This window comes from Actinokineospora bangkokensis, from assembly GCF_001940455.1.
Classification (GTDB): domain Bacteria; phylum Actinomycetota; class Actinomycetes; order Mycobacteriales; family Pseudonocardiaceae; genus Actinokineospora; species Actinokineospora bangkokensis.
The window spans coordinates 12,441-27,854 of the sequence record NZ_MKQR01000028.1 but is presented as its reverse complement, the minus strand read 5'-3'; the positions used below and the strand labels follow the sequence as shown (position 1 = coordinate 27,854).

Here is a 15,414-nt window from a genome sequence, read left to right as displayed (position 1 = left end):
GCGAGCCACTGCCGCGTCTCGGGCGCGAACCGCCGGATGAACACGACCACCGACGCCACCCCCGCCTCCGCGACCGCGGCGGCGACCCGCTCGGCGGACTCCAGCGAGTCGGCCAGCGGCTTCTCCAGGACCACGTGCTTGCCCGCCGCCGCGGCGCGCACCGCCAGCTCCCCCTGCACCGCGGGCGGCACGGCGAACGCGACGGCGTCGACGCGGTCGAGCAGGTCGTCCACGGTCGGGGCGGTGGTCGTGCCGAGCGAGCGGGCCAGCTCCTCGGCGGCACCGGGGCGGCGGGCCCAGACGCAGGTCAGCTCGGTGTCCGGGTGGGCGGCGAGGCCGGGGCCGTGGACGGTGCCCGCCCACGGCCCCGCCCCGACGAGCCCCACGCGCAGCGGTCGGTCCGTCATGCGGCCATCCTCGGGCATCGGGTCCCCGGCCCGGTCACCGGACCGGGCCGTCAGCCCAGGCCGAGGGCCTTGCGGGCGAAGACCACCTCGATCAGCGACTGCTTGAGCGTCTCCGCCACGACCAGGGAGCCGTGGCCCGCGTCGTAGAAGTAGGTCTCGTACGGCACGCCGCGCTCGGCCAGCCGGTCGAGGTAGTTGTGGATCTGGCGGATGGGGCAGCGCGGGTCGTTCTCGCCCGCCACCACCAGCACCGGCGCCGCGACCTTGTCGACGTAGGTCAGCGGCGAGCACTCCACGTACAGGTCGTGCTTGTCGGCCGGGCTGCCGCCGAACAGCGCCCGGTCGAACGCGCGCAGCGGCTCCATCTCGTCCTCGTAGGCGGCCAGGTAGTCGGCCACCGGGACGCCCGCGACGCCCGCCGCCCACAGCCCCGGCTGGGTGCCCAGGGCGAGCAGGGACAGGTAGCCGCCCCAGGAGGCGCCGTTGACCACGCACTTGTCCGGGTCGGCCAGGCCGGACTCCACGGCCCAGGCGTGCACGGCGGCGACGTCCTCCAGCTCGGTGAGCCCGGGGCGGCCCTCGATGGCGTCGCGCCAGGCCGAGCCGTAGCCGGTGCTGCCCCGGTAGTTGACGTGCACGACGGCGAAGCCCGCGTCCAGCCACATCGCCCGGTAGGCGCTGAACCGGTCCTCGTCGGCGGCGTGCGGGCCGCCGTGCAGGCTGAACACGGTGGGCAGCGGGCCGTCCGGGGCGCCCTGCGGGCGGGCGACCATGGCGTGCACGCGCCCGCCGGGGTGCTCGACGAAGGCGTCGGTGAGCGGCGACGACGGCGGGGCCGGGTCGCCGGGCGGGGTGAGCAGGACGCGGGAGTCGCCGTCGGTGAACAGCGCGCGGATGGCGCTCGGCTCGGCGGCGCTGGACCAGGAGTACTCGACGGTGCCGTCCGGGCGGGTGTGCGCGGAGCCGATGACCCCGGGCGGGGTGTCCAGGGTGGTCAGCTCGCCGGTGGCCAGGTCGTAGCGGTGCAGGGTGTTGCGCGCCTGGTGGGTGTGGGCGACGAGCAGCGCGCTGCCGTCGGTGTACCAGCCCGCGGTGACCTCGCCGGGCAGGTCCAGGGCCAGCTCCACCTCGGTGTCGGCGGCCACGTCCCAGAGCAGCAGCTCCTCGCGGCCGCGGCGCTCGTGCAGCACCAGCAGCCGCTGGTCGCCCTCGACGGGGCTGAAGGCGATGCCGTCGAGGCCCTTGCCCGGCCCGTCCCACTTCTCCGCGACGACCGAGCCGTCGGCCACCGACAGCACGCGCAGCGCGGGGTGGCGGTTGTCGCCGTGCTCGGAGTGGGAGAGGGCGAGCAGGGTCTCGTCGAACGACAGCGCGGCGACGCCGCCGTCGTGCTCGCTGCGGTAGACGACCTCGGCCTCGCCGCCGTCGCGGGACAGGTAGACGGTGGTGCCGTCGTCGTCGGCGACGCCGATGGCCGCGACGGTGTCCCCGATGTCGAGCCCGGCGGGGTAGCCCGCCTTGACCCCGCGCACGGCGACCTCGGCGTCCGCGCCCGCGGGCCTGCCGCCGAAGGGCTCGCGCCGCCAGGTGCCGAACTCGTCGCCGTCGGTGTCGTCGAACCACCAGATGTGCTCGCCGTCGGGGGTGATGACCGCGTGCAGCGTGCCGTTGGGCCGGTCGGTGACCTGCCGGTGGGTGTCGGTGGCCCGGTCCCAGGCGTGGATCTCCCACACCCCGCCCGCGTTGGACGAGTAGATCGTGCGGTCCGGCGCCTGCCAGGCCCAGTCCGGCAGCGACACCCTGGCGGCGTGGAAGCGCGCCCGCCAGCGCGCTTCCGCCTGCGGGTCGGCGAACAGGCGGTCCGGGACCTCGGCGACTGGATGTGTGGTCACCGCTCCGATCCTGCCAGGCCCGGTACCCTGGCGTCGCCCGCCGGTTCGCGCGGGTCGTGCCGGTCTGGGGGCGGAGTCGCGAATGCCTGATCCACAGCCGGGCCAGCACCCGTGGCCGGGGGAGCCCCCGCGCCCGCCCGCGACCCGGCCCGGCCAGTTCTTCCCCGGTGGGATGGCCGCCGAGCCGCCCAAGCGCTCGACCGGGCTGTGGATCGCGCTGTCGCTGCTGCTGGTGGCGCTGGTGGGGGCGACGGTGTGGCTGGTGGTGGAGACCTCCACCAGCGGGCGGCGGTCGGCGCCGCCGGTGGTGGACGAGTCGCTGACGCAGGTGGTGACCGCCACCGACGGGCGCACCCGGATCCGGGTGCCGTCGAACTGGCGGGAGCTGCCGGGCGACGTGCACCAGGAGACGGCGACGATCGAGTTCGGGCACCTGGTCCAGGAGCGGTACCTGACCGTGCTGCCGTGGGAGAAGGCCGACTACGCCGACTTCGCCGCGTTCGAGGAGCAGCGGATCGTCGAGCTCGACGGCGCGGGCGCGCTGACCGCGGCCGACCAGGGCACGCCGCTGCGGGTCGGCGGCCGCGAGGCGGTGCGCTACGAGCTGACCGGGAAGGTCGGCGGGCACCCGGTCGTCTACTGGGACACCCTCGTCGACGGCGAGCGCGGTTACTACGAGGTGTTGACGTGGACGTTGGCGGAGCGGCGCGCCGACGCCGAGCCGGTGCTGGCCGACGTCGTCGCCACCTTCGAGGAAATCACCCCCTGACGCACCCGGCGCTTGAGCCCGGAATGTGACCGGGGCAGTTTTCGATCAACGCCCTGAAATGCGCTGTCCCGGAATTGCGCCGGGGCGCGGGCAGCCGCGGCGCAGTGGGCTCGGGCGCGCGCGGCGGGACGGGTGCGCGGCGCTGGGCCGAGCGGGTGCGTCGAACCCCGGCAGACGGGGTACCCCCTGGTCAACGGATCAGGGAGGCAACGGTGAACGTCTACCGCAAGGGCAGCGAGGTCTCGTGGAAGTGGGGCAACGGCGAGGCCACGGCCAAGGTCGTCTCGTCCCACAAGGAGACCATCACGCGCACGATCAAGGGCGAGGAGATCACCCGCAAGGGCTCCGACGACAACCCCGCCTACGTGCTGGAGCAGGAGGACGGGAACCGCGCCCTCAAGCTGCACAGCGAATTGTCCAAGAAGTGAGACCGCGGGCGGCCTGAAACCGGCGGAGCGGCATTCGACACCCGTTCGTTCGAACACTTGTGTCATACCCCTGCGATAAAATCCAGGTAGTGAGCACGAGCTGCCAGGAGGACCGCATGGGCACCCGCACCACCCCAGCGCCGCAGGTCAGCGCACCGCAGGCAGGCAACCCGGCCAGCAGCACCCCGAAGGTCGTCGTCACCGCCCCCGCGTTCGCCGAGTACGCCGGGGCCGGGCGCCGCGGCCGCGGTGAGATCGTCGTCGACCAGCACGCCAGGGCCCTGGACGAGGGCCACCACGCGCACGTGTTCTACAAGCCGCTGGTCGAGGCGATCCAGGTGGCGGTGAGCGAGCCGGACCCGGCCGCCGTCCTGGCGGAGGCGGCCGGGCGCGCCGAGCTCAACGGCCAGGCCCGCGCGTTCGAGGAGGTCGCGGCGGGGTTCCTGCCGTGGTGGCGCAGGCTGCGGGCGACCCCGCTGGCGGTGGGCCGCTCGGCGGTGGACTTCGGCACGCTGGAGGTGTCGGTGGCCCCGCACCTGGCCTTCCGCGACCGGCACGGCGACGAGCACGTGGTGCTGCTGCACCTCAAGGAGCCGCCGCTGCCGCGCGACGCGGCGAACGCGGCGCTGCGGCTGCTGGAGCGCTGCGCGCTCGACCTGCAGCCGGGGGCCAGGCCGCTGGTGCTCGACACCCGGCGGGGCAAGGAGCTGCGGCTCTCGCGCAGCGTGAGCGTGGCCAAGCTCGACGCGTGGCTGGCCGCGGAGGCCTCGGCCTACCTCACCCACTGGTGCCGCACGGCGGCCTGATCAGCCGGGTCCCGCCGTCGACGCGCTCGGCCGCGGGACCCGGCTCAGCTCGTCGACGCCCCGGTGGCCACGCGGTCGCCGGGGCGCTCGGCCGGGGTGCGGTGCGCGCGGGCGAGCACCCAGGCCACCACCGCGAACAGCAGCCCGCCCACCCCCGCGGCGGCGAAGCCCCAGCCCGGGTTGGTGTGGTCGAGGACGAACCCGACGACCGGTGAGCCGAGGGCGGCGCCGGTGGTGAACGCCGAGCTCTGCATCCCGGCGGCCACCCCGCTCGCCGACGGCGGTGCCAGCGACGACACCGCCTCGCCGGTGGCGGCCACGGTGGGCGCGCACACGGCGCACCCGGGCACCAGGGCCAGCGCGAGCACCCACCACTGCCCGCCGAAGAACGCGCCAGCCGGGATGATCAGGGCGCTGAGCAGCACCATCAGCCGCAGCTGCCCGGGTGCCCTGCGCAGCGCGCCGTAGGCGATGCCGCCGAGGGCGGAGGCCACGGCGGTGAGCGCGACGGCGACCCCCGTCCAGTCCAGCTGCCCGGAGCCGCGCAGCGAGGCGACCAGCGACACGTCCACCCCGGAGAGCACGAACACCGCCCCGCCCGCGATGACGTACACCGCCAGCAGCCGGGGGGTGAGCCACGTGCGCAGCGCCACGCCCCCCGACCCCGCGGGCTCCGCGGAATCCGGGCGCACCTTGGGGTTGAGCCACAGCAGGGCCGACCCGCTGACCAGCACGGCGAACCCGAGCAGCGTGGTGGCCACCGCCGGGGTCAGCCGGGTGGCGGCGACCACCGCCACCACCGGGCTCACCACCCAGGTCAGCTCGCTGGCCACGGAGTCGACGGAGTAGCCCGCGCGGCGCAGGTCCGGCGGGGCCGCCGCGGCGATGGCCTGCCGACCCACCGACATCACCGGCAGCGCCACCAGGCCGCCGAGGAACGCCACCGGCAGCAGGGCCTGGTACGGCAGGTGGCGCACGGCCAGCCAGAACGCCGTCTCCCCCACGGTGGCCAGCACCAGCATCGGGCGCAGCCCCCACCGGTCGACGACGCGGCCGAGGTAGGGCGAGCCCAGGGCCATGCCGATGGTGACCGCCGCGCCGACGAGGCCCGCTTGCCCGTAGCCGCGCCCCAGGCTCACCACGACGTGCAGGGTCAGCACCATCGAGGCCCCCGCGGCGGGCAGGCGCGCGAGGAACAGCAGGACCGTCAGGGCGGTCATGCCGGGGACGCGGAAGAAGGCGCGGTACTGCTGCACACCCTCGATGCCACACGCTGCGCGGGCGCGGGTCAACCGAGTTAGCGCTGTAGTGCGGCGCGCGGAGTGCGCACGCCCGACAGCGGGTACCCCGGTTCCCGGACGACGAACACCGAACCCACCACCAGGAGGCCCCGGCGTGACCCGGCCAACCACGAACAACGCTGGCATCCCCGTCGGCAGCGACGACGACTCGCTGTCGGCGGGGCCCAACGGACCGCTGCTGCTGCAGGACCACTACCTCATCGAGAAGAACGCGCAGTTCAACCGCGAGCGGGTCCCGGAGCGGGTGGTGCACGCCAAGGGCGGCGGCGCCTTCGGCTTCCTCCAGGTGACCGAGGACGTCAGCCAGTTCACCAAGGCGGCGGTGTTCCAGCCCGGCACCCGCACCGAGAGCCTGGCCCGGTTCTCCTCGGTGGCCGGTGAGCTCGGCTCGGCCGACACCTGGCGCGACCCGCGCGGGTTCGCCGTCAAGCTGTACACCACCGAGGGCAACTACGACCTGGTCGGCAACAACACCCCGGTGTTCTTCATCCGCGACCCGCTCAAGTTCCCGGACTTCATCCGCTCGCAGAAGCGCCGCGCCGACAACCACCTGCGCGACCACGACATGCAGTGGGACTTCTGGACGCTGCGCACCGAGTCGGCCCACCAGGTCACGTGGCTGATGGGCGACCGCGGCATCCCGTCGAACTGGCGGGAGATGAACGGCTACGGCTCGCACACCTACCTGTGGGAGAACGCCGCGGGCGCCAAGCACTGGGTCAAGTACCACTTCAAGTCCGACCAGGGCGTCGGGTACCTGGCCCAGGCCGACGCGGACCGGATCGCGGGCGAGGACGGCGACTTCTACATCCGCGACCTGTTCACCAGCATCAAGGCGGGCGAGCACCCGTCCTGGTCGCTGCACGTGCAGGTGATGCCCTACGAGGACGCCGCGGACTACCGGTTCAACCCGTTCGACCTGACGAAGGTGTGGTCGCAGAAGGACTACCCGCTGATCAGGGTCGGCACCTACACCCTCGACCGCAACCCGGAGAACTACTTCGCGCAGATCGAGCAGGCCGCGTTCGAGCCGTCGAACCTGGTGCCGGGCATCGGGACCTCCCCGGACAAGATGCTCCAGGGCAGGCTGTTCGCCTACCCCGACGCGCACCGGTACCGCGTCGGCGCGAACTACGCGCAACTGCCGGTGAACCAGCCGATCGCGGAGGTGAACTCCTACGCCAAGGACGGTGCCATGCGCCTGCGCAACCCGGCCGACCCGGTGTACGCGCCGAACAGCTACGGCGGCCCGCACGCCGACGCCGCGCGCGCGGGCGAGGCGCTGACCACCTACGGCATCGAGGACGAGGTGGTGCGCTCGGCGTACGCGCCGCACGCCGAGGACGACGACTGGGGCCAGGCCGGGACGCTGGTGCGCGAGGTCATGGACGACGCGCAGCGCGACCGGCTGGTATCGAACATCGTCGGGCACGCGGGCGACGGGGTGTCGCGACCGGTGCTGGAGCGGGTCTTCGAGTACTGGCGCAACGTCGACAAGGCGGTGGGCGACCGGGTGGCGGCGGCGTTCGACGCCTAGGCGGTCACCGGCGGGCGGGGGCCCGGTCCTGCGGGGCCGGGCCCCCGCCCGTTCCGCGCCCCCGCCGCCAAGAAGGTCCGAACGGGCGACCCCCGTCCCACCGTGGGGTCACGACCGGGCCCGGCTCTCGGCACCGGTGACCCTGCGGAGCAGCGCGGTCGCCGGTTTCACCCCATCGACCCGCATAAGCTGAATAAACGACAACTATTCGTCAGTACCATTTCCGTGCGATTTGCGGGCCGCGATACCGCTGCCGACAGTGGGGGTACCAACTGCACCGTTGGCATTCCCCCCGCAAGAGCAAGGAGACTTCCGGATGAACACCAAGCTCACCCGTTTCGTCGCCGCCGTGGTGGCGGGTTCCGCGCTGGCACTCGGCGGTGCCGGGATCGCGGAGGCGACCACCGCCTCCCCCGCCCCGGTGTCCGACCAGGCCCGCGGCGACCGGCTCAACCAGCTGACGGCCTCGCTCTACACAGCGGCGAAGACGGGCGACACCGCGGGCGTGTCCGCCGCGGTCGACGGGATCCGGACCGTGCTGGGCTCGGTGCGCAGCCGCAGCGGCGAGGTCGCCAAGGCCGACGCGCAGGCCGCGGAGATCCAGCGCGCGCTGCCCCTGCCCGGCCTGCCCACCCTGCCGCCGCTGCCCGGCGTCGGGGTCATCACCGGCCTGGTGCCCGGCCTGATCGCCACGCTGACCGGTCTGCTCAGCGGCCTGTTCGGGGTCATCCCGGTGCCGCTGCCGGTGGACCTCGGCTCGGCCACCGGTGGCCTGCCCGCCGTGGGCGGCCTGGGCGGCTGACCCCGCCCGACCGCTCCCGGGGCCTCCCACCCGCGGCGCGGTGACGTCGACGGCGTCGACCCGACCCGCAGTGCCCAGCGGGCCGGGTCGACGCTCCTCGATTTCCGCCGGGAAAAGCGACTACGCGCCCGAGCGCTGTTTCGCGGAATTGATCGCGAGGCCCGTGCGCAATGCGCCAGCCGCCTCCGAGAGGGCTTCCCGGAATCGCGTGCCGATCCCGGTGAAATTGATGTAGCCGTGGATCAGGTCGGCCTGCCTGCTCTTGACGACCGGCACCCCGGCCGCGGCGAGCGCGTCCGCGAACGCCTCGCCCTCGTCGCGCAGCGGGTCGAACCCGGCGGTGGCGACGTAGGCGGGCGGCATGCCGGTGAGGTCCTGGGCGAGCAGCACCGAGAACCGGGGGTCGTGGCGCTGGTCGACCGCGGGGAAGTAGTGGTCGATGAAGAAGTCCATGTGCTCGCCGGTGAGGAAGAACCCGTCGGCGAACAGCTCGCGGGACCGGCGCTTGGTCGTGCCGTCGGTGCCCGGGTAGAACAGCAGCTGGAAGGCGGGCACCGGTCCGCCCGCGAGCACCTGCTGGTGGGCGACGACGGCGGAGAGGTTGCCGCCCGCGCTGTCCCCGCCCACCGCGACGCGAGCGGGGTCGACGCCGAGCTCGTCGGCGTGCGCCACGGCCCAGCGGAAGGCCGCCACCGAGTCCTCGACCGCCGCCGGGAACGGGTGCTCGGGGGCCAGCCGGTAGTCCACGGCCAGCACCTTCACCTGGGCGCCGAGCGCCAGGTAGCGGCAGGCGTTGTCGTGGGAGTCCAGGTCACCGATCACCCAGCCGCCGCCGTGGTAGAAGACCAGCAGCGGGGCGTGGTCGTCGACGCCGCCGGGGGTGTAGAAGCGGGCGGGCACCCCGTCGAGGTCGAGCCCCCGCACGCTGACCGGCTCGATCGGCACGCCGGAGACGAGGTCCTTGGACGCGGCGAGCGCCCTGCGGGAGGCCACCGGGTCACCCACCACGAGCGACTGCCCGGACAGCCGCTGCAGGGTGAGCAGCAGCTGCGCGTCGAGGGCGAGCTCCTGCCCGTCGATGCGGATCGGCTTGCCCGCGATGGCCCGCCGCAGCGGCTGCGGCAGCGCGAACGCCGCCTTGAGGGTCATCGCCTGCACCCGCACCGGGACGCGGTTCACCAGCTTGGACATCGAGCCTCCTCGGTCGCCTTGCCCCCGCTGAGGCTACTCGCTGGTAACCGCCGGGGCGAGGGTGGGAACGCGCGGGGCCCGCGACCGTGCGGTCGCGGGCCCCGGTGGGCGCTCGGCCCGGGTGCTCGGGCGCTCAGGCGCGGGCCGCCAGCACCTCGGCGATCTCGTAGGTGTTCAGCGCCGCGCCCTTGCGCAGGTTGTCCCCGCACACGAAGAAGTCCAGCGTGTTCGGGAAGTCCAGCGCCTGGCGCACCCGGCCGACGTAGGTCGGGTCGGCGCCGACGACGTCGGCGGGGGTGGGGAACACGCCGTTGGCCGGGTCGTCGCGCAGCACCAGGGTCGGCGCCGCCTCGAACAGCTCGTGCGCCTGGGCCACGGTCACCGGCTCGGCGAAGGTGGCGTGCACGGCCAGCGAGTGCGTGGTCACCACCGGCACGCGCACGCAGGTGGCGCTGACCTTGAGGTCCGGGATGCCCAGGATCTTGCGGGACTCGTTGCGGACCTTGAGCTCCTCGCTGGCCCAGCCGTCCTCCTTGGCCGAGCCCGCCCACGGCACCACGTTGAACGCCAGCGGCGCCGGGAACGGCGAGTCGGCGGGCAGGCCCGCGGCGGCGATGGCCTCGCGGACGTCGCCCGCGCGGTCGCCGACGCCCTTGCCCGCCACGGCGGCGGCCTCGGCCTGCAACCGGTCGATGCCGTCCTGGCCCGCGCCGGAGGCGGCCTGGTAGGAGGCCACGACCAGCTCCCGCAGCCCGAAGGTGGGGTGCAGCGCGCCGAGGGCGGCCATCATCGACAGGGTCGTGCAGTTGGGGTTGGAGATGATCCCCCGCGGGCGGTCGTCGACCTTGTCCGCGTTGACCTCCGGCACCACCAGCGGCACGTCCGGGTCCATCCGGAACGCGCCGGAGTTGTCCACGGCCACCGCACCGCGCGCGGCCGCGATGGGCGCCCACTCGGCCGACACCGCGTCCGGCACGTCGAACATGGCGATGTCGACGCCGTCGAAGACCTCCGGCGCGAGCGCCCGCACGGTCAGCTCCTGCCCGCGCACGGTGATCTTCTTGCCCGCCGAGCGCGGGGAGGCGATCAGCCGCACCTCGCCCCACGGCCAGTGCGGCCGCGAGTTCATGATGTCCACCATCACGGTGCCCACGGCGCCGGTGGCGCCGACGAGGGCCAGCACCGGCGCCATCAGCGACCACTCCCGGCGTAGACGACGGCCGCTTCCTCGCCGCCGAGGTCGAACGCGGCGTGGATCGCCCGCACCGCCTCGTCGAGCTGGGTGTCGCGGATGAGCACCGAGATCCGGATCTCGGAGGTGTTGATGATCTCGATGTTCACCCCGGCCTTGGCCAGCGCCTCGCAGAAGGTGGCGGTGACGCCCGGGTGCGAGCGCATGCCCGCGCCCACCAGGGAGACCTTGCCGACGTGGTCGTCGTAGAGGACCTGGGTGAAGCCGAGCTCCTCGCGCACCTTCTCCAGCGCCTCGACCGCGCTGGGGCCGTTGCTCTTGGACAGGGTGAAGGTGATGTCGGTCTTGCCGGACACGGTGCTGGACACGTTCTGCAGCACCATGTCGATGTCGATCTCGCTGTCGGCCACCGTGCGGAAGATCCGGGCGGCCACCCCGGCGGTGTCGGGCACGCCGACCACGGTCACCTTCGCCTCGGACCGGTCGTGCGCGACGCCGGTGATCATCGCCTGTTCCACGGGCAGGTCCTCCATCGCCCCGGACACCGTGGTCCCGGGCTTGTCGCTGTAAGACGAACGGACATGGATCGGCACGCCGTAGCGGCGGGCGTACTCGACGCAGCGCAGCATGAGCACCTTGGCCCCGCTGGCGGCCATCTCCAGCATCTCCTCGTAGGTGACCTGTTCGAGGCGCTTGGCGTCGGGCACGATCCGCGGGTCGGCGGAGTAGACCCCGTCGACGTCGGTGTAGATCTCGCACACGTCGGCGTCGAGGGCGGCGGCGAGCGCGACCGCGGTGGTGTCCGACCCGCCGCGGCCCAGGGTGGTGATGTCCTTGGTGTCCTGGCTGACGCCCTGGAACCCGGCCACCAGCACGATGAAGCCCTCGTCGAGCGCGGCGCGCACCCGGCCGGGGGTGACGTCGATGATCCGCGCCTTGCCGTGCCGGGAGGTGGTGATGACCCCGGCCTGCGAGCCGGAGAAGGACCGGGCCTCGGCGCCCAGCGCGCTGATCGCCATGGCCACCAGCGAGTTGGAGATGCGCTCCCCCGCGGTCAGCAGCATGTCCATCTCGCGCTCGGGCGGCACGGGGTTGACCTGCTTGGCCAGGTCCAGCAGCTCGTCGGTGGTGTCGCCCATCGCCGAGCACACCACGACGACGTCGTTGCCCGCTTTCCTGGTCGCGACGATCCGCTCGGCCACCCGTTTGATCCGGTCGGCGTTCTCCAGCGAGGATCCGCCGTACTTCTGGACGACGAGCGCCACTGCGTGCAACCTCCTCCTGCCGCGTGCGGCCGCGGCCAGGACAGGCCGGCGCCGCATGTCCCGGGTGAGCCTACCTGCGCGGAGGCCGGTTGCCCGTGCCCCAGTGGTGGTCACCACTGCGCCGGATGGCCGCCCACTACCCTGGGGGGTCGACGCGCGCCGAGCAGCGACCGGAGGGGAGGGGCGGGGGGGTTGTCCGCGACCGACGTGACCAGTTCCGCGGCCGACAGCGACCCCGGCCCGCCGACCCCGCCCGACCCGGTGGCGCCGCCGCGGTCGCCGGTGTGGTCGCGGGTGTCCCACCTGGTCCTGCCCGCGGTGGTGTACCTGGGGGTGCGGCAGGTCGGGCTGCTGTTCCTGGCGTGGTTGGCCGACCGCGAGGGCTCCCGGGTGTCCGACGCCCTGCGCTCCTGGGACGGCGAGTGGTTCCTGGCGATCGCCCGCGGCGGGTACGGCGGCGTGCCCGCGAACCTCGTCGACGCCTACGGCAGGCACAACGCCGAGACGGCGCTGGCGTTCTTCCCCGGCTACCCGGCGGTGGTGGGGCTGTTCACCGCGGCGGGGCTCCCGGCGGTGGCGTCGGCGCTGGCGGTGAGCGTGGTGTCCGGTGTGGCCTGCGCGTACGCCCTGGCGCGCTTGGGCGAGCGGGTGCGCGGCGGGTCGCGGCGGGCCGGGCTGGTGCTGGTGGCGCTGTTCGCCGGGTCGCCGATGGCCGTGTCGCTGTCGATGACCTACTCCGAGGCGCTGTTCTGCGCGCTGGCCGCCTGGTCGCTGGTGTTCACCCTGGAGCGGCGGTGGGTGCCTGCCGGGCTGCTGTGCGCGGTGGCGGGCCTGGTGCGCACGACCGGCGCCGCGCTGGTGCTGGCGGTGGGGCTGGCCGCGCTGGTGGCGGTGCTGGCCCGCCGGGACGGGTGGCGGCCGTGGCTGGGCGGGGTGCTCGCGCCGCTGGGCCTGCTCGGCTACCTGGGGTGGGTGGCCACCCGCACCGGGTCGCTGACGGGGTGGTTCGACCTGCAGGAGCGCGGGTGGGACTCGCACTTCGACTGGGGGCGGGCCACGGTCGCCTTCGCCGCGGACCGGTTGGCCGACGGGCGGTCGGTGATGGAGGTCGGCACCGTCGCGGTCGTGGTGCTGGCCCTGGTGCTGGTGGGCGTCGCGGTCCGGTCCGGGCTGGAGTGGCCGCTGCTGGTGTACGGGGTGGCGGTGCTGGTGATGGACGTGGGCGCGAACGGGATGATGGCGTCGAAGGCCCGGCTGCTGGTGCCCGCGTTCACCCTGCTCGTCCCGGTGGCGCTCGCCCTCGCCCGGCGCCGGGCGTCCACCGCGCTGCTGGTGCTCGCCGGGTTCACCCTCGTCGGGTCCTGGTTCGGCGCCTACGCCCTGACAGCATGGGGCTATGCGATCTGACGAGCCGTCCGACGAGCGGGGCCCGGCGCGGGACCTGCACCCGCTGATCCGCGAGCGCTGGTCGCCGCGGGCGCTGGACCCGGCGGGCGAGGTGCCGCGCGAGGCGCTGGCGCGGGTGCTCGACGCCGCGCGCTGGGCGCCCTCCTACGGCAACACCCAACCCGCCCGCTACCTCGTGGGTCCGCGCGGGACGGACACCTTCGACGGGATCCTCGCCCTGCTCAACCGGGGCAACCGGGCGTGGGCGGGGAACGCGGGCGCGCTGCTGGTCGGCTGCGCGGAGACGGTCAACGCCAAGGGCGAGGTGCCCTACGCCGAGTACGGGCTGGGTCTGGCGACGGAGAACCTGGTGCTGCAAGCGGTGGCCGAGGGGTTGGTGGCGCACCAGATGGCGGGCTTCGACGCCGCCGGGGTCGCCGAGCGGTTCGCCCTGCCCGCGTCGGTGCGGCCGCTGGTGGCCATCGCCCTGGGCGTCCTGGGATCACCGGACCTGCTGCCCGAGGACCGACGGGCCCGCGAGACCGCCCCGCGCGAGCGGCAACCGCTGGCGGGCACCGCCTTCACCGGCCGGTGGGGAACGCCGTTCACCGCGGGCGGCTGACCTGGGAAATTTGGTCATACTGCTCAAAACTGTTCACGGATTCGTCTTTCCCGGACGTGGTACGCCGTCCGGCCAACCCGCTACCGTCACCCCCGCGAGCAGGCCGACGACAGGGGGATGGCGTGTCCGCCACCGACGTGACCGGGATGGCCACCGACGAGCAGGCCGACGACGCGGGCGGGGGCGAGGAGGGCGGGGTCGAGGAGAGCGGGGCGCCGGGGGGTACCGCGCGCCCGCGCTGGCGCCGAGCAGTGGGGGCCTTGGCGCCAGCGGTCATCTACTCATCGATCCAGGGCCTCGCCGTGCTGGCCCTGTCCTGGCTGACGTCCGTGCGCGGCACGTCGCTGGTCGACGCGCTGCGCTCCTGGGACGGCTGGTGGTTCCGGGCCATCGCGGAGGGCGGCTACAGCGGCGTGCCGACCTACTTGGTCGACTCGTTCGGGCACCGGGACGCGACGACGCCGCTGGCGTTCTTCCCCGGTTACCCCAAGCTGGTCGGGCTGCTGAGCACCACCACCGGGATGTCCAGCACCACCGCGGGCATCACCGTCAGCGTGCTGTCCGGTGTGGCCTGCGCCTACGCCCTCGCCGCGATGGGTGAGCTGGTCCGGGGCGGGTCGCGGCGGGTCGGGCTCGTGCTGGTGGCGCTGTTCGCCGCCTCGCCCATGGGGATCGCGCTGACGATGGTGTACTCGGAGGCGCTGTTCTGCGCCTTCGCCGCCTGGGCGCTGGTGTTCCTGCTGCGCAGGCAGTGGGTCTACGCGGGGCTGCTGTGCGCGTGCGCCGGGCTCGTCCGCACCACGGGTGCGGCGCTGGTGGCCGCCATCGGGCTCGCCGCGGTGGTGGCGGTGGTGTCGCGCAAGGACAGTTGGCGGCCGTGGGTGGGCGGGTTGCTCGCGCCGCTGGGGCTGCTGGGCTACCTGGGGTTCGTGGCCTACCGCACCGGTGAGCTGAACGGGTGGTTCGCGTTGCAGGAGCGCGGGTGGGACTCGCGCTTCGACTGGGGCGTGGCCACGGCGGGCTGGGTGGTGGACCGGCTCAGCGACGGGCGGTCCATCCTGGACTTCGTCGAGCTGCTGGTGCTGCTGGGCTCGCTCGTGCTGGTGGTGGTCGCCGCGCGCGCCCGGGTGGCGTGGCCGCTGGTCGTCCACGGCGCTGTCGTGCTGGTCATGACCTTCGCGTCGAACGGGACCATGGCGTCGAAGATCCGGTTGATGATCCCGGCGTTCACCCTGCTGGTGCCCGTGGCGATCGGGTTGGCCAAGCGCAGGACCTCGACGGTGCTGGTGACCTGCGCGTGCGTGGCCGTGGTCTCGTCCTGGTTCGGCGCGTACTCGCTCGTGCTGTGGGGCTACGCGATCTAGGTCGGGTGCCCCGGCGCCGTCAGCCCAGGCGGCGGATGAGCCGGGTGGCGACCGAGGCCACCACGAGCCAGAACACCGCGGCGAGCCCGTAGTTGACGAGCAGCCCGAGCTTGGCGTCCTCGGGGGTGAACAGCGTCTTGAACGCCAGCGCCAGCGGCTCGGCCAGCGACCGGACGAAGCCCGCGATCGGGTTGTCCGGGTTCGCGTTGCCCATCACCAGGACGACGTGCACGACGAGGACCAGGGCGATCAGCCTGCCGACCCACCCGACCGCGGACGCGACGAGACCCGCCGCCCTGGCCCGCACCTGGGTGGGGCTCCGGCGGCGGGTCTCCCGCCCGGTGTTCTCATCGGCCATGGGCGCAGTTTCGCACGCCGGGGCCGTCGTGGGTGGGCGGGTGGGTCACGCCGCCCGGGGGGACAGGGTGGTGCTCGGCGGACCGGGGTCACCC

General features: G+C 73.8%; 15 protein-coding genes. 8 read left to right on the top strand and 7 right to left on the bottom strand.

What is annotated here, in order from left to right; all coding sequences use genetic code 11:
* On the bottom strand, positions 1-407 hold a 407-nt coding region (locus tag BJP25_RS27265), incomplete at its 3' end, for a Gfo/Idh/MocA family protein (RefSeq protein WP_233158296.1).
* A 50-nt stretch (positions 408-457) separates the two neighbouring features.
* Positions 458-2,299 (bottom strand): S9 family peptidase, encoded by a 1,842-nt coding sequence (locus BJP25_RS27260; RefSeq protein ID WP_075977898.1) that lies wholly within the window; start codon positions 2,297-2,299, stop codon positions 458-460.
* A gap of 82 nt (positions 2,300-2,381) precedes the next feature.
* Here BJP25_RS27260 and BJP25_RS27255 point away from each other — a divergent pair, with 82 nt between their 5' ends.
* The 3 genes from BJP25_RS27255 (at position 2,382) to BJP25_RS27245 (ending at position 4,302) form a co-directional block, all read left to right on the top strand.
* A complete protein-coding gene (locus tag BJP25_RS27255) occupies positions 2,382-3,068 on the top strand; it encodes a hypothetical protein (RefSeq protein WP_143219343.1) in 687 nt (228 codons plus the stop codon).
* Between the two features lie 212 nt (positions 3,069-3,280).
* Entirely contained in the window at positions 3,281-3,496 is a 216-nt protein-coding gene (locus BJP25_RS27250) for a hypervirulence associated TUDOR domain-containing protein (RefSeq protein WP_075977896.1), read from the top strand.
* An 89-nt stretch (positions 3,497-3,585) separates the two neighbouring features.
* Positions 3,586-4,302 (top strand): hypothetical protein, encoded by a 717-nt coding sequence (locus tag BJP25_RS27245; protein ID WP_143219342.1) that lies wholly within the window; start codon positions 3,586-3,588, stop codon positions 4,300-4,302.
* A gap of 44 nt (positions 4,303-4,346) precedes the next feature.
* Here the strand turns inward: BJP25_RS27245 and BJP25_RS27240 are convergent, their stop codons facing one another.
* The gene (locus BJP25_RS27240) at positions 4,347-5,558 is read right to left on the bottom strand and encodes an MFS transporter (RefSeq protein ID WP_084794601.1); all 1,212 of its coding nucleotides are present in this window, start codon (positions 5,556-5,558) and stop codon (positions 4,347-4,349) included.
* Positions 5,559-5,697: 139 nt separating this feature from the next.
* Here BJP25_RS27240 and BJP25_RS27235 point away from each other — a divergent pair, with 139 nt between their 5' ends.
* The gene (locus BJP25_RS27235; protein WP_075977895.1) at positions 5,698-7,140 is read left to right on the top strand and encodes a catalase; all 1,443 of its coding nucleotides are present in this window, start codon (positions 5,698-5,700) and stop codon (positions 7,138-7,140) included.
* A gap of 316 nt (positions 7,141-7,456) precedes the next feature.
* Positions 7,457-7,942 (top strand): hypothetical protein, encoded by a 486-nt coding sequence (locus tag BJP25_RS27230; RefSeq protein ID WP_075977894.1) that lies wholly within the window; start codon positions 7,457-7,459, stop codon positions 7,940-7,942.
* 120 nt (positions 7,943-8,062) lie between these two features.
* Here the strand turns inward: BJP25_RS27230 and BJP25_RS27225 are convergent, their stop codons facing one another.
* From BJP25_RS27225 to BJP25_RS27215, 3 genes are all read right to left on the bottom strand, one after another.
* Positions 8,063-9,133 carry an alpha/beta hydrolase gene (locus BJP25_RS27225; protein ID WP_075977893.1) on the bottom strand — a complete coding sequence of 357 codons (1,071 nt, stop codon included), beginning with the start codon at positions 9,131-9,133 and terminating at the stop codon, positions 8,063-8,065.
* A gap of 133 nt (positions 9,134-9,266) precedes the next feature.
* A complete protein-coding gene (locus BJP25_RS27220; RefSeq protein ID WP_075977892.1) occupies positions 9,267-10,325 on the bottom strand; it encodes an aspartate-semialdehyde dehydrogenase in 1,059 nt (352 codons plus the stop codon).
* A complete protein-coding gene (locus BJP25_RS27215) occupies positions 10,325-11,590 on the bottom strand; it encodes an aspartate kinase (protein WP_075977891.1) in 1,266 nt (421 codons plus the stop codon). Before BJP25_RS27215 ends, BJP25_RS27220 begins: the two co-directional genes overlap by 1 nt.
* A gap of 192 nt (positions 11,591-11,782) precedes the next feature.
* Here BJP25_RS27215 and BJP25_RS27210 point away from each other — a divergent pair, with 192 nt between their 5' ends.
* From BJP25_RS27210 to BJP25_RS27200, 3 genes are all read left to right on the top strand, one after another.
* Complete coding sequence (locus BJP25_RS27210) at positions 11,783-12,997, top strand: glycosyltransferase 87 family protein (protein WP_075977890.1); 1,215 nt, start codon at positions 11,783-11,785, stop codon at positions 12,995-12,997.
* The gene (locus BJP25_RS27205; RefSeq protein WP_075977889.1) at positions 12,987-13,598 is read left to right on the top strand and encodes a nitroreductase family protein; all 612 of its coding nucleotides are present in this window, start codon (positions 12,987-12,989) and stop codon (positions 13,596-13,598) included. Before BJP25_RS27210 ends, BJP25_RS27205 begins: the two co-directional genes overlap by 11 nt.
* Before the next feature lie 122 nt (positions 13,599-13,720).
* Complete coding sequence (locus tag BJP25_RS27200) at positions 13,721-14,962, top strand: hypothetical protein (protein ID WP_084794599.1); 1,242 nt, start codon at positions 13,721-13,723, stop codon at positions 14,960-14,962.
* A gap of 19 nt (positions 14,963-14,981) precedes the next feature.
* On the opposite strand, the gene BJP25_RS27195 is transcribed toward BJP25_RS27200, so the two are convergent.
* Positions 14,982-15,320 carry a YggT family protein gene (locus tag BJP25_RS27195; protein WP_075977888.1) on the bottom strand — a complete coding sequence of 113 codons (339 nt, stop codon included), beginning with the start codon at positions 15,318-15,320 and terminating at the stop codon, positions 14,982-14,984.
* Between the last annotated feature and the right edge of the window lie 94 nt (positions 15,321-15,414).